The organism is Bradyrhizobium sp. Tv2a-2 (assembly GCF_000472425.1).
Taxonomy (GTDB): Bacteria; Pseudomonadota; Alphaproteobacteria; order Rhizobiales; family Xanthobacteraceae; genus Bradyrhizobium.
Genome location: NZ_AXAI01000019.1, coordinates 79,942 through 93,373, shown reverse-complemented (window position 1 = coordinate 93,373; position 13,432 = coordinate 79,942). Strand labels below are relative to the sequence as shown.

Sequence of the window (13,432 nt, the reverse complement as noted above, 5' to 3'; positions counted from 1 at the left end):
ATCCCCCACGCTGATGGAAGCGGCTCAGGAATGATCTGAGCCGCTCGCTTTGCCGGTTCCTGATAATGTCGTCGGGCGGGCCGAGATCGGCCATCGCGCCATCATTCATGAAGCCGACACGGGTGGAGACATCGGCGCGAACGCGATCTCGTGGGGTGAACTCAACGCGATCGAGGGCATCGCCTGCCGAAGGCCCGAGGGCGCGTTCTACATTTATGCCGATTGCGCTGACATGATCGGCCGCCGGACCAGAGACGGCCTGACCATCGACAGCGACAGCACGTTCTGCCGCTATCTCCTGAAGCGGCATGATGTAGCCGCAGTCCCCGGCGGCTGTTTCGGCCTTGCGCCATTTTTCCACCTGTCCTACGCCGCTTCCGAACAAGACTTGAGCGAAGCCATCAAGCGCATCGCCAATGCCTGCAAGGAGCTGACATGAGCCAATCGAACGGAGCCAAAAGCAATCTGCGCACCGGCGGCCAGATCCTGATCGACCAGCTGGTCGCGCAGGGTGTGGAGCGGGTGACCTGCGTTCCCGGCGAGAGCTATCTCGCCGCGCTCGATGCCATGCATGGCAGCCCGATCGACGTCATGATCTGCCGCGCAGAAGGCGGTGCTGCCATGATGGCGGAAGCCTATGGCAAGCTGACCGGAAAACCCGGCATCTGCTTCGTCACCCGCGGCCCCGGCGCCACCAATGCCAGCCATGGCGTCCACATTGCCATGCAGGATTCCACCCCGATGATCCTGTTCATCGGCCAAGTCGACACCGGCATGCGCGAGCGCGAGGCCTTCCAGGAGCTCGACTACAAGGCCGTGTTCGGCAGCATGGCGAAATGGGTGGTCGAGATCGACAAGCCCGAGCGGATTCCGGAGCTGGTCGCGCGCGCCTTCCGTGTCGCTCTGCAAGGCCGCCGCGGCCCTGTAGTGGTCGCGCTGCCCGAGAATATGCTGACCGAAACGGCGGCCGTCAGTAACGCACCGCGCGTCGAGCCCGCGATCACCTGGCCCGCGCCCTCCGACATCGACCGCCTCGGCGCGCTGCTTGCGAGTGCAAAGGCGCCAATCGTCATCCTCGGCGGCTCCGGCTGGGACGAGGCCTCCAGCAACAGCATCGCGCAGTTTGCCGAGCGCTTCGACCTGCCGGTTGCGACCTCGTTCCGCCGTGCTTCGCTGTTCGACGCTGATCATCCGAACTATGCCGGCGATCTCGGCATCGGCCCCGATCCGCGCCTGAAGGCGCGCATCACCGGCGCTGATCTGATCGTGTTGATCGGCGGCCGTCTCTCGGAAATGCCGTCGTCCTCCTACACCTTGCTCGACATCCCCTCGCCGACGCAGAAGCTGGTTCACGTGCATCCCGGTGCCGAGGAGCTCGGCCGGGTCTATCAACCGGCGCTTGCGATCCAGGCGAGCCCTGTTGCCTTTGCCAAAGCCGTCGCGGCGTTGAGGCCACAAGCCGCGCCCGCCTGGGAGGGCGAGGCGGCCAAAGCCCATGCAGACTATCTGCAGTGGACCGGCACGCCACGCGTGCTGCCGGGCACCTTCCAATATGGCGAGGTCGTCACTTGGCTGCGCGACCGCCTGCCGAAGGATGCGATCGTCTGCAACGGCGCCGGCAACTACGCCGGCTGGCTGCATCGCCATCTCCGCTTTCATGCGTTCGCCGCCCAGCTCGCGCCGACCTCGGGCTCAATGGGCTACGGCGTCCCCGCCGCCGTGATGGCGAAGCGCCATTACCCGGACCGCGTTGTCATTGCCTTCGCCGGCGACGGCTGCTTCCTGATGAATGGCCAGGAGTTCGCGACGGCCGCGCAATATGGCGCAGCCCTCATCGTTGTTGTCATCGACAACGGCCAATACGGCACCATTCGCATGCATCAGGAGCGCGACTATCCGGGTCGCGTGGTCGGAACGCAGCTCAAGAATCCCGATTTCGCGCTCTATGCCAAGGCCTTTGGCGGCCACGGGGAGCGGGTCGAGCGCACCGAGGATTTCGCGCCGGCGTTCGAGCGCGCGCTCGCCTCCGGCAAGCCGGCGATCCTGCATTGCTTCCTCGATCCGCGCGCGATGTCGGTCGGCAAGGATTTTGTGCCTGAAAAGGCCTGACGCGATGACCAGCAGCGCGCGCCACATCGCCGTTGTCGGAGCCGGCGCGGTCGGCACAATCAGCGCCATCGAGGCGCTGCGCGACGGCCATCGCGTGACCCTGATCGACCCCGGCGAGCCTGGCGGCACGCAGGCGGCAAGCTATGGCAATGCGGGCTGGCTATCGTCGCATTCGGTGATCCCGCCGGCCGAACCCGGCGTCTGGAAGAAGGTGCCGAAATATCTGATGGACCCGCTCGGGCCGCTTGCGATCCGCTGGTCTTATCTGCCGAAGGCGCTGCCCTGGCTGATCCGCTATCTGCGGTCGGGATCGACTGAAGCCAAGATCGAGGTGACGGCGCGCGCGCTGCGCCCGCTTCTGAAGGACGCCCCTTCCCTGCACAAAAGGCTCGCCGAGGAAGCCGGCGTTCCCGAGTTGATCGAGCGCAATGGCGTAATGCACATCTTTCCGTCACGCGCGCCGTTCGATGCCGATCTCGGCTGGCGCATCCGCAAGCGCGTCGGCATCGACTGGCTTGAGCTGTCCGCCGACGAGATGCGCCAGCGCGAGCCCGAGCTTCACCCGCGCTATACGTTCGGCGTGCTGGTCGAGGAGGCCGGGCGCTGCCGCAATCCCGGCAGATATGTCGCGGCCCTCGCCGAGCTCGCCGTCGCGCGCGGCGCACAGCGCGTGACAGCGAAAGCAACCGCGCTCAAGCTTCAGAACGGCAAACTCGTCGGCGTCGTTACCGACCGCGGCGAGATAGCTTGCGACGCTGCTGTCGTCGCGGCCGGCGCACGGTCGCGCGCGCTCGCGGCCTCCATCGGCGACAACCTGCCGCTGGAAACCGAGCGCGGCTATCACGTCATGATCGAAGACCCGGGTGTGGGCCCGCGCATGTCCATGATGGCCTCCGATGCCAAGATGGTGGTGAACTGGACCGACCGGGGCCTGCGCGCCGCCGGCACCGTCGAGATCGCAGGTCTTGATGCGCCGCCGAACTGGAAGCGCGCCGACATCCTTCGCGACAATCTCCAGAGCATGTTTCCGAATCTCGCGAAGGACATTCCAGCGTCCCGCATCAAGTCCTGGTTCGGGCACCGGCCGAGCATGCCCGATGGCCGGCCCTGCATCGGGTATGCCCGCGCGACCGAGGATGTGGTCTATGCCTTCGGCCACGGCCATGTCGGCCTGGTCGGCTCGGCACGGACCGGCCGCCTGGTCGCGCAGCTCCTCAGCCGCCGCGAGCCGGAAATTCCGCTCGCACCCTTCTCACCCGAACGTTTCCTTTGACCAGCGAGACTGCCTCGTGAGCGAGCGAACCATCTTGACCTCCCGTCACCACCAATTGCGGCTTCCTCTCGCTGTTCCAGAAAGAGATCGCGGCCGCCGTTGCGTGCCGGTTGCGACATCGTCGCTGATGCAGGTGCCCTGGGTGCAGGCAACGTTGCCGCCGGGAAAACGCGTCGGCCTTGTTGAACGAAGGCGAGCTCGCCAAGCGGCTCTGCGTCAGCTGCACGCCGCTGCGCTGGGCGCTGGAAAACGCTGATCCGCAGGCCGGACGTTACCCCGGCGGCTATCCACCCTGGCCAGCCGGCGCGCGTCGCCGGGCGATCGTTGGCGTGGCTTCAGAGTAGCTTCACCAGGAGCGGAGACGCTCCTCTGCGGATCAATCGATGGATGTAGCACAGGGGAAGCGGCTTTCGGCACTTTGCCGAACAGTGTACCATCCCCGCCGATATAGCTCATCCGATAGCAACCGGTCGGTTTCGAACCAGCAGGAGAGAGCAATGGCTGACCAGGTCCAATGGCACCTTTCCGGTGATTATTTCGAAAATTGCAACTGCAGCGTCATCTGTCCGTGCCTCGTGTCGGCAGCCGCCCCCCTGACCTCGCGACCAACCGAGGGCTTCTGCAACGTGCCGCTGCTTTTCCACATTGACAGCGGCCGCTATGGCGACGTCGCGCTCGACGACCTCAACGTGGCGGTCATGCTCCACGCGCCTGGGGTGATGGCAGACGGAAATTGGTCGGTGGCCGCCTATATCGATCAGCGCGCCGATGACAAGCAGACCGACGCCCTGGGTGCGATCTTTACCGGCGCCGCCGGCGGACCCATGGCTGCGTTCACTCCGCTGATCAGCACGAACCTGGGGGTGAGCAAGGTCCCGATCACATTCCGGATCGACGGCAAGACGCGCTCCGCGGAAATTCCGGGCATTCTGCACATGTCCGTCGATCCGCTGCCGACCATGCATCCCAGTGGGGAGATCTGGGCGAACATTGGTCATCCAGTCAGCCCCGACAAGATGGCAATGGCCGTCGGAGCCGACGGCAACACCTACAACGATCACGGCATGCGGTGGGATAATTCCGGCAAGAACGGCCTCTACGCGTCCATCCGCTGGTCGAACCAGTCGTGAAGCTTGTCGCGACACGGTCCGGCCGGGCCGGTGAGTTTCGCAGCATATGACCGGCGGCACGCTGGAAACGGTGCTGCGACGGGATCGCCTCATCGTTGCTGGCGCCCTCGGGGCGATCGTTGCGCTTGCGTGGGCCTATGTGCTGTGGCTCGCCGCTGACATGGACATGGGCGGCATGGACATGAGCGAATTCCGCATGATCCCGGCCGGGATCGGAATCATGTTGCCGACCAGCGAGCCATGGCGAGCGATCGAGTTCTCGTTTGTGTTCCTGATGTGGGCGGTGATGATGGTCGGCATGATGGCGCCCTCGGCGGCCCCGATGATCCTCATGTACGCCCGCGTCGGCCGGCAAGGGAGGATCGCGGGCAAGCCGCTCGCCGCGACCGGCTGGTTCGCCGCCGGCTACTTCCTGGCCTGGATGGGCTTTTCCCTGGTGGCGACGCTGGTCCAATGGGGGCTGGAACGCGAGGCTCTGCTCGGACCCCGCATGGCAAGCACCAGCAACTCGCTTGCAGCGGTCGTGCTGATCGCGGCCGGCGTCTACCAGTGGACGCCGCTCAAGGACGTTTGCCTCACCCAATGCCAGACGCCGCTCGGATTCCTGATGCGCCACGGCGGCTTTCGCGGCGATGTGCCAGGATGCCTGGGGCTGGGGCTGCGTCACGGAGCCTATTGCGTCGGCTGCTGCTGGGTCCTGATGGCGCTCCTGTTCGTGGTCGGCGTGATGAACGTGCTTTGGATCGCGCTCCTGGCGCTGCTTGTGCTTCTGGAGAAGCTTACGCCGTGGGGACGGTGGGTCGCGCGGGCCGCCGGGCTTGCCTGTGTCGCCGCAGGGGTCTGGATAGCGTCTTCGGCGCCTGTGACAGCCGTCACAGCCCCTCAAGCCACCCAATGCGATGGCGCCAGCACATCCTTCGGCATCAGCAATGGGCGCGTCGCCTCCTCCGGTGATGACCGCATCCGGCCATGTCGCTGATTCCGGCTCGATCAGCGTGTCGCTGGCCAGCGGCCTCAAGCACGCCACAGGCATCGGCCACCTCTCGGGCACGTCGGGATCAGGCACCTGGCGCGGCGCAATCTGCTCAGGCACCTGGACCGCGCAGCGGATTTGAGTAACGGGCAGCTACCCGACCGCGCCGTTGTATTCGGCGTCGGTGACGTGCTCCATCCAGGTCACGTGATTGCCGTCCAGCGATTCATGCATCGCAACATGGACCATGCCTGTGGTTGGGGTGGCGCCATGCCAGTGCTTCTCGTTCGGCGGAATCCAGACCACGTCGCCGGCCTTGATCTCGCGGATCGGACCGCCCTTGGTCTGCACCCGTCCCACGCCCTGGATCACATAGAGCGTTTGCCCGAGCGGATGGGTGTGCCAGGCGGTACGGGCGCCGGGCTCGAAAGCGACGCGGGCGGAGGCCACGCGTGCCGGCGTCTGCGGGGTGATGATCGGGTCCTGCCAGACCGTGCCCGTGAAGCTGTCGGCGGACGCGCGGCGGGTTGGGCGCGATCCGGCGAGATAGATGTCCATGGTTATTCTCCCTTGATTTCCGTTCTGTCGGATGGGTAGAGCGCAGCAAAACCCACCGCCTTTCATCGCCGCGGGCGGCCTGGCGGGTTTCGCTCGCGCTTGACCCACCTACCTCTTCGCGGTCATTTCTTCGAAGCGGCGTAGCGGGCCTTGGTCTCGGCATTCATCGGATACAGGCCTGGCAAGACGGCGCCATTGTTCACCTCATTGACGATCCAGGCTTCCATCCGTTCCTGTTCGGGGCCCTCGGCCAGAACGTGCTCGAGGAAGGCCTGCGGGATCAGCACCGCGCCATCCTGGTCGGCGACCACGACATCATTGGGAAACACGGCAACGCCGCCGCACCCGATCGGCTCGCCCCAACCGACGAAGGTCAGGCCCGCGACCGACGGCGGCGCGGCGTAGCCATTGCACCAGACCGGCAGGTTCGTACCCATCACGCCCTCGAGATCGCGCACCACGCCGTCAGTGATCAGCGCGGTGACGCCGCGCTTGAACATGCGCGCGCAAAGGATGTCACCGAAGATGCCGGCGTCGGAAATGCCCATCGCATCGACCACGGCGATGCAGCCCTCCGGCATCGCCTCGATCGCGGTGCGGGTGGAGATCGGCGACGACCAGGATTCCGGCGTCGCCAGATCCTCGCGTGCCGGCACGAAGCGCAGCGTGAAGGCGGGACCGACAAGCCGCTTCTGGCCCTGACGCAGCGGCCGCGCGCCACGCATCCAGACGTTTCGCAATCCCTTTTTCAGAAGGACCGTGGTGATGGTCGCGGTGGAAACCTTGGTGAGGGTCGCGATGGCGTCGGGGGTGAGGGACATCGAAGATGAGGCTCCTTGAATGAAAAATCGCGGGCGCATCTTGCGGGGTGCGGACCTTCCGTCAAGGGCGAAGATGCGAGGGCGGAATGGCACCATCGCGATAACACCGGCTTATCGCCAGACATCGCATTAATTTATTGAACTTGCGGGATTTTTTCAAAGGAACAGATTCCGTTCGGACGCAAAACAAGCTACAGCTTTCAACCGTGCGGTTGCGACATTGTGAGGTCATGGAAGCCACGCTCCACCCGCCCCGTCTTCTGCCGAGTGGCGACAGCGCCATCACGGTCGAATTTTCAGGGCATATCGACGATGCCGCCAATCGGCGCGTGCTGGCGCTCGATCGCGCGGTATCAGCAGCCCCGATTGCAGGCGTGACCGAGACCGTGCCCACCTATCGCTCGCTTCTCGTACACTACGATCCCTGCCAGATCGCTTTCGAGACGCTTGGCGAAAAGCTTCTTGCGCTGGCCAAAGTCCCGGCGCCTCCGAATGCAAAGACAAAACATTGGCGCGTGCCGGTGACCTATGGCGGCGAAAACGGCATTGACCTCGAGCATGTCGCCAGGACGCTGAACACCACGCCTGACGAGATCGTTGCACGCCATGTCGCGGGCGACTATCGCGTCGCGATGATCGGCTTCACGCCCGGCTGGTCCTATCTGTCCGGCCTGGAAAAATTCCTGCATATGCCGCGGCGGCAGAACCCGCGCATCCTGACGCCGCCGGGCACGGTGTCGATCGGTGGCGTGCAGACCGGCATCCAGTGTCTCGCCGGCCCCAGCGGCTGGCACCTGATCGGACGCACGCCGATGCGAACCTATCATCTGCATCGCAAGCCGATCTTCCTGCTGGAGCCTGGTGACCGCATCAGCTTCTTTGCCATCGACGAGAAGAGATTTGCCGAGCAGGACAAGGCCGCGGAACACGGCGACCCGGTTGCCGAGTTGATGACGTCATGACCAAGCTCATTATCGTCAGCATTGGACCGGCGAGTTCCGTCCAGGACGGCGGGCGCCACGGTGCACAACGCTATGGACTGACGCCGAGCGGCGCGATGGACCGCCTGGGGCTCGCAGCCGCCAACACCTTGCTCGGCAATGCACCGTTCGCGGCGGCCGTCGAGATCGGCCCGTTCGGCACGGCCTTCAGGGCTCGCGGCGGCGCGGTGCGCGTCGCCCTTGCCGGCGCTACGCGCAACGCTGATATCGCGGGACGGCTAGTGGCCTTCGACACCTCAATGACCATTCCGGACGGCGAGACCTTGACGCTCGGCTTCGCCAAAGGCGGCGCGTTCAGCTACCTCGCCATTGAAGGCGGCATCACGGGCGAGCCGATGTTCGGTAGTCTCGCGGTGAACGCCCGCGCGGGCCTCGGCAGCCCCTATCAGCGCCCGCTCCAGGCCGGCGACGAGCTGCCCGCAATGGCGGCAAGTGGCACTCCGGAGCGGCGCATCGAGTTGCCCCAGACGGCGAGCGGCTCGATCCGAGTGCTGCTCGGGCCGCAGGACGATGAGTTCGCCGATGAGGCCAGGCAGCTGTTCCTTGGCAGCGAGTGGAAGATCTCGCCGACCAGCGACCGCATGGGCTACCGGCTGGAAGGTCCTGTCATCAAACACCTGCATGGCCACAATATCGTCTCCGACGGAACAGTGGACGGCAGCATCCAGGTCCCCGGCAACGGCGCGCCGATCGTGCTGATGCCGGACCGGGGCACCACTGGTGGATATCCCAAGATCGCAACTGTGATCTCCGCCGACCTTGGCCGGCTGGCACAGACCACCGCCGGAACCGGCTTCCGCTTCAAGGCGATCGGCATGGTCGAGGCGCAGGCGGAAGCGAAGAAATTCGTGCAATTGTTGCGCGCCCTGCCCGATTGCCTGCGCGGCATCGAAAGCATGCAACTCAATGTCGAGGCGCTGCATGATGCGAATGTCGCAGGCCACGCCGTCAGCGCTGTTGATGCCGACACCTGGCACACATCAATTTAGGATCAAAGGCTGAAATCAAGAAGGCAAACACCATGAGCAGCATCGATCTCAATTGCGATCTCGGCGAAAGCTTTGGCCCCTGGGTGATGGGCAATGACGAGGCCATGATCGAGCTTGCGACCTCGGTCAACATCGCCTGCGGATTCCATGCGGGCGACGCCGATATCATGCGCAAGACCGTGGAGCTCGCGAAAGCGCGCGGGGTCAGCATCGGCGCGCATCCGGGTTACCGCGATCTGCATGGTTTCGGACGCCGGCCGGTGCCGGGGCTGAAATCGTCGGAGATCGAGAACATGGTCGCCTACCAGATCGGCGCGCTGCAGGCGATTGCGACCGCCGCTGGTCACAAGGTGACGCATGTCAAGGCACATGGGGCGCTCTCCAATGTTGCTTGCGAGGACGATATGACGGCGCAGGCGATCGCCAACGCCATCAAGGCGGTCGATCCGAGCCTGATCTTCGTGGTACTCGCCAATTCACGCCTGGTCACGGCAGGTGAAAAGGCCAACTTGCCGATGGTGCACGAAGTCTTCGCCGATCGCGCCTATGAGGACGACGGCCAGCTCGTGTCACGCCGCAAGCCGGGCGCGGTGCTGCATGACGCCAGGCTGATCACGGAGCGCGTCGTGCGCATGGTGCAGGATGGCGAGGTGATCTCGGTCAACGGCAAGCGCATGAAGATGCGCACGGACACCGTGTGCATTCACGGCGACACGCCCGGCGCCGTCGACATCGCGCAAGTGCTGCGGAAGGGATTGTCCGATGCGGGAATCGCGGTCGCGCCGTTCAAGCGCGCGGCGTGATCATCTGCTAGAACGGATGCACCGAGAGCGTGCCGAATACGACGGCCGCGATCACGGCAAACGCGCTGTAGAGTGCCACTAGATGGAATCCGGTGCGGCTACGGCGAGACAGAGAGCGCGCGTGAAAATGCAGGCGGGCTTCCGCCGAGAGTTCGCGCATGGTGGTTCTCCAACTCCCCATTGCGCACAAATCAAATCGCTTCGCGTCCCCGTCGCAAGGGCGAATAGCAAAATAGTGATGCGTGCGGTCGCATCGTCCCGGTTCCCAGCCGAAAATTCCATGAGAACCGGCACAACGAGAAATTTATTCGCTCAACTCGCGCGAAAATTGAGCTGATCGCTGCTCATTCCGGCGTCAATAGACATCCTGCTGGAATCGTCCCTTCTTCTTCAGCTCATTGACAAAGCTGATGGCTTCATCCGTCGAGCGTGCGCCGAACTGGGCGACGATGTCGACCAAGGCACGCTCTACATCCTTGGCCATGCGCTTGGCGTCGCCGCAGATGTAGAGATGCGCGCCCTCGGCGAGCCACGTCCACACTTCGCGCCCAACCTCGCGCATGCGGTCCTGCACATAGAATTTCTTGGCGCCGTCGCGTGACCAGGCGAGCGAGAGGCGCGTGAGCAGACCCGCCGTCTTCATGGCGTTGAGCTCGTCGGCATAGAAGAAGTCGCAGTCGCTGCGCTGATGGCCGAAGAACAGCCAGTTCTTGCCCGCGGCTCCGGTCGCCCTGCGGTCCTGCAGGAAAGCGCGGAACGGCGCGATGCCGGTACCTGGACCGACCATGATGATCGGCGTCTTCGGATCCTGCGGCAGCGCAAAGCCGTGCGCCTTCTGCACATAGACCTTGAGCTTCCCGCCTTCCTTGATGCGCTCGGCAAGGAAAGTCGAGGCAAGGCCCAGCCGCTTGCGCTTGCCGACCACATAACGCACGCAATCGACCGTCAGCGACAGTTTGCCGGGCGTTGCATTGTGCGAGGATGAGATCGAATAAAGCCGCGGCTGCAGCGGCTCCAACGCCTCGACAAAGGCCTCGGGGTGCGGACGGACGCCGGAGAATTTCTGCAGCGCCGCCATGACGTCGAGCGTGGCCGCATCGCCGTCCGGATCTTCGCCTTGCGCCAGCGCCCGCGCCTTTTCGCGCTGCGCGCCGCCGGTGATGAAAGAGATCAGCTCGAACAAGCTGTCAGGCGCTGGCGATAGCGAGACATCCGTGGTCAGGGCTTCGCGCAGCGTCTTGCCGTTGACCTTGGTGGTATGGGAGGCGCCGAGCAGCGCGATGATCTGATCGACCAGGCCGATATCGTTGTTGGCGAACACGCCGAAGGAATCGCCAACGACGTAATCGAGGCCGGCGTCCGAGAGATCGAAGTCGATGTGATAGGTTTCCTTCTCGGAACCCTTTTTGTTGAGCAGGCGCCGCCCGAGAAAGACCGCGTCCGCCGGATTGTCGCGGGAGCGGCCCGGCTCCACAACCACGACGGACACGGCCGGCGCCGGTGCAACATCGCTAGCCGACGTCGGAGGCGCCGGCTTCGCAGGCGCCTTGTCGATTTCCTCATAGAGCGATTTCAGCATCCGGGCGGTTTCCTTGCCGCCGGGAACGCAGAGATTGAGCCGCGCTTCGCTCTTGTCGGCGATCGCATTGGAATAGTCGCGGCAATTGTAACCGCACTGACCGCAATCCTGTTGCGCCATCGCTGCCATCATCCGACGCTTCAGCGGGCGGCCCTCGGCGAGTTTCATGCGCTCGGCGATCGGCAGCGTCTGGTCATGCCATGGCGAATCGTCGTCATCGTCGTCCGCAGCGGCGCCCGGCAGCAGCGCCGCGCCTTGCTCCGCCGACAGCGGCACGGGCGTGTCGTTTGACAACAGGCCGGCGAAGAAGCCGTTGAGCCAGGAGCGCTGCGCCTCCGAAAACGGCGCGCTGGTCGGAATGATCTCGATCTTCGGGGGTGGCGCGATCTGGTTCATGAGGACACCTCTGCGTCCGCGAGCTTGCGCAATGTTTCGCCGTCATGACGGCGGGCAAAGCTGAGGAAGGTCTCGTCGGGTGAGGCGCGATGGGCCAGATAGGCCTTCAACAGCCGCTCGACGGTCTGTGGCGCATCAGACGCCTTGACGTCGTGATAGACTTCCTGGCCGATTTCGGCGTTCGGACCGAAGCCGCCGCCGGCGAAGAGATGATAGCCCTCGACCACATCATCACCCTCGCCTTCGCCCGTGGGCACCTTGGCCGCGATCAGGCCGATGTCGCTGATATAGTGCTGGGCGCAGGAATGATGGCAGCCGGTCAGATGGATGTTGAGGGGCGTCTCGATATTGACCCGGCCCTCGCACCAGTCGCCGATCGCAGCCGCATGTCCCTTGGTGTCGGAGGCCGCGAACTTGCAGCCCTTGTTGCCGGTGCAGGCGATGAGGCCGGCGCGGATTTGCGAGGCCTGCACCGCTAATCCCAGCTTTTCGATCGCAGCGGTGGCGAGCGCGATGCTCTCGTCGCGCACACCCGGAAGCAGCAGGTTCTGCCAGACAGTGAGACGGATGTCCCCATCGCCGAGATCCTGCGCGATCTTTGACAGCCCCCGCATCTGCTCGCAGGTGAGCTTGCCGAGCGGCAGCGCCACGCCAATCCAGTTCAGGCCGTCCTGCTTCTGCTTGTGCACGCCGATATGGGCCATGCGGTCGAAGGCCGGGCGCGGCGCAATGGCCTCGGCCGGCACGCGCGCGAATTTGCTACCCAGCCTCTCCTCGACCGTCTCCATGAACTTGTCGACGCCGATGGAGTCGAGCACATATTTCAGTCGCGCCTTCAACCGATTGGTCCGATCGCCGGTCTCGATGAAGAGGCGCACGATCGCATCGGCGACAGCGGTTGCCTCTTCCGGCTTGACGATGATGCCGGTCTCCTTGGCGAAATCCTTGTGTCCGGTGATGCCGCCGATCCCGAGCCGGAACCACACACCAGGCTCGATGTCGAAGCCCTCCTTCACCTCGACTGCGGCAAACGAAATGTCGTTGGTGTCTTCCAGCACCGCGATCCGGCCGGCGCCGTCGAAGGCGACGTTGAACTTGCGCGGCAGGCCGTAGAGCGAGCGGTCGTTCAGGATGTGATAGTGCCATTCGCGCGCGTAGGGGCGCGTGTCGATCAGTTCCTGCGGATCGATGCCGGCCGTCGGTGTGCCCGTGACGTTGCGGATATTGTCCGCGCCGGAACCGCGCGAGCACAGGCCGATATCCTGGATGCCCTCGATCAGCGCCACGCTATTCTTCGGAAGAATCTCCCGGATCTGAAGATTGGCGCGGGTGGTGACGTGGCTGTAGCCGCCACCGTAGCTTTCCGCGAGATCGGCCAGGCCAGCGAACTGCCAATGCTTCATGATGCCGTTCGGAATGCGCAGCCGGCACATGTAGGAATCCTGCGCCGGCGCGACATAGAAGATGCCGTAATAGCGCCAGCGGAAATTATCGGCCGGCGATGGCGCCGTGTTGTTTTTCGACTGGTCCTTCAGCCGCTCATAGGCATCGAAGGGATGCTCCTCGCGCTTGAACTTCTCCTGGTCCGCAAGCTTCTTGCCGTTTGCAGTGACCTTGTCCTGCGCCTTGAAGTGGATCGCATCCGGCCCGATCGGCTCGGCATTGCCCTTGGCAGCGGCGCCGCCACCAAGGCCACGGCCGACGCGGCTGATCTGCAACCCCGTCGTGAATCCTTCGAGGTAGCGCTTCTGCTCGTCGGTAAAATCGACCGGGACTGTTTCGAGTTTCATGACGTCCATG

General features: G+C 64.4%; 14 protein-coding genes and 1 pseudogene. 10 read left to right on the top strand and 5 right to left on the bottom strand.

The window, feature by feature from the left end; translation table 11 throughout:
• Nucleotides 1-49 precede the first annotated feature (49 nt).
• The 7 genes and pseudogenes from A3AI_RS0131735 (at nucleotide 50) to A3AI_RS43750 (ending at nucleotide 5,491) form a co-directional block, all read left to right on the top strand.
• The gene (locus tag A3AI_RS0131735) at nucleotides 50-439 is read left to right on the top strand and encodes an aminotransferase class I/II-fold pyridoxal phosphate-dependent enzyme (RefSeq protein WP_024519436.1); all 390 of its coding nucleotides are present in this window, start codon (nucleotides 50-52) and stop codon (nucleotides 437-439) included.
• Complete coding sequence (locus A3AI_RS0131730) at nucleotides 436-2,109, top strand: thiamine pyrophosphate-binding protein (RefSeq protein WP_024519435.1); 1,674 nt, start codon at nucleotides 436-438, stop codon at nucleotides 2,107-2,109. The genes A3AI_RS0131735 and A3AI_RS0131730 overlap by 4 nt, the downstream gene beginning before the upstream one ends.
• 4 nt (nucleotides 2,110-2,113) lie before the next feature.
• Nucleotides 2,114-3,382: an NAD(P)/FAD-dependent oxidoreductase gene (locus A3AI_RS0131725; RefSeq protein WP_024519434.1), complete on the top strand. Its 1,269-nt coding sequence runs from the start codon at nucleotides 2,114-2,116 to the stop codon at nucleotides 3,380-3,382.
• Between the two features lie 44 nt (nucleotides 3,383-3,426).
• Nucleotides 3,427-3,566: pseudogene (locus A3AI_RS49485) on the top strand (aspartate/glutamate racemase family protein); the annotation flags it as partial.
• Nucleotides 3,562-3,726, top strand: a complete 165-nt coding sequence (locus A3AI_RS48135) for a hypothetical protein (RefSeq protein WP_156928028.1) — start codon at nucleotides 3,562-3,564, stop codon at nucleotides 3,724-3,726. The pseudogene A3AI_RS49485 and the gene A3AI_RS48135, both read left to right, overlap by 5 nt.
• A gap of 153 nt (nucleotides 3,727-3,879) precedes the next feature.
• Nucleotides 3,880-4,512, top strand: coding sequence for a DUF1326 domain-containing protein (locus A3AI_RS0131715; protein WP_024519433.1), 633 nt, complete (start codon nucleotides 3,880-3,882; stop codon nucleotides 4,510-4,512).
• Between the two features lie 46 nt (nucleotides 4,513-4,558).
• On the top strand, nucleotides 4,559-5,491 hold the full coding sequence (locus tag A3AI_RS43750; RefSeq protein ID WP_084801086.1) for a DUF2182 domain-containing protein: 933 nt from the start codon (nucleotides 4,559-4,561) through the stop codon (nucleotides 5,489-5,491).
• Nucleotides 5,492-5,638: 147 nt separating this feature from the next.
• Here the strand turns inward: A3AI_RS43750 and A3AI_RS0131700 are convergent, their stop codons facing one another.
• Both A3AI_RS0131700 and A3AI_RS0131695 read right to left on the bottom strand, forming a co-directional pair.
• Entirely contained in the window at nucleotides 5,639-6,043 is a 405-nt protein-coding gene (locus tag A3AI_RS0131700; RefSeq protein ID WP_024519432.1) for a (R)-mandelonitrile lyase, read from the bottom strand.
• A gap of 122 nt (nucleotides 6,044-6,165) precedes the next feature.
• Entirely contained in the window at nucleotides 6,166-6,864 is a 699-nt protein-coding gene (locus A3AI_RS0131695; RefSeq protein WP_024519431.1) for a ribonuclease activity regulator RraA, read from the bottom strand.
• A gap of 230 nt (nucleotides 6,865-7,094) precedes the next feature.
• Here A3AI_RS0131695 and pxpB point away from each other — a divergent pair, with 230 nt between their 5' ends.
• Genes pxpB through A3AI_RS0131680 form a run of 3 tightly spaced genes read left to right on the top strand, consistent with a single transcriptional unit; the run spans nucleotide 7,095 to nucleotide 9,657 of the window.
• Nucleotides 7,095-7,826, top strand: coding sequence for a 5-oxoprolinase subunit PxpB (gene pxpB, locus A3AI_RS0131690; protein ID WP_024519430.1), 732 nt, complete (start codon nucleotides 7,095-7,097; stop codon nucleotides 7,824-7,826).
• Nucleotides 7,823-8,854 (top strand): 5-oxoprolinase subunit C family protein, encoded by a 1,032-nt coding sequence (locus A3AI_RS0131685; RefSeq protein ID WP_024519429.1) that lies wholly within the window; start codon nucleotides 7,823-7,825, stop codon nucleotides 8,852-8,854. The genes pxpB and A3AI_RS0131685 overlap by 4 nt, the downstream gene beginning before the upstream one ends.
• Before the next feature lie 32 nt (nucleotides 8,855-8,886).
• Nucleotides 8,887-9,657, top strand: coding sequence for a LamB/YcsF family protein (locus A3AI_RS0131680; protein ID WP_024519428.1), 771 nt, complete (start codon nucleotides 8,887-8,889; stop codon nucleotides 9,655-9,657).
• A gap of 7 nt (nucleotides 9,658-9,664) precedes the next feature.
• On the opposite strand, the gene A3AI_RS48125 is transcribed toward A3AI_RS0131680, so the two are convergent.
• The 3 genes from A3AI_RS48125 to A3AI_RS0131665 form a co-directional block, all read right to left on the bottom strand.
• The gene (locus A3AI_RS48125; protein ID WP_198030250.1) at nucleotides 9,665-9,817 is read right to left on the bottom strand and encodes a hypothetical protein; all 153 of its coding nucleotides are present in this window, start codon (nucleotides 9,815-9,817) and stop codon (nucleotides 9,665-9,667) included.
• Nucleotides 9,818-10,012: 195 nt separating this feature from the next.
• Nucleotides 10,013-11,632, bottom strand: coding sequence for a sulfite reductase subunit alpha (locus A3AI_RS0131670; protein WP_024519427.1), 1,620 nt, complete (start codon nucleotides 11,630-11,632; stop codon nucleotides 10,013-10,015).
• Entirely contained in the window at nucleotides 11,629-13,422 is a 1,794-nt protein-coding gene (locus tag A3AI_RS0131665; protein WP_024519426.1) for a NirA family protein, read from the bottom strand. Before A3AI_RS0131665 ends, A3AI_RS0131670 begins: the two co-directional genes overlap by 4 nt.
• Nucleotides 13,423-13,432: the final 10 nt, after the last annotated feature.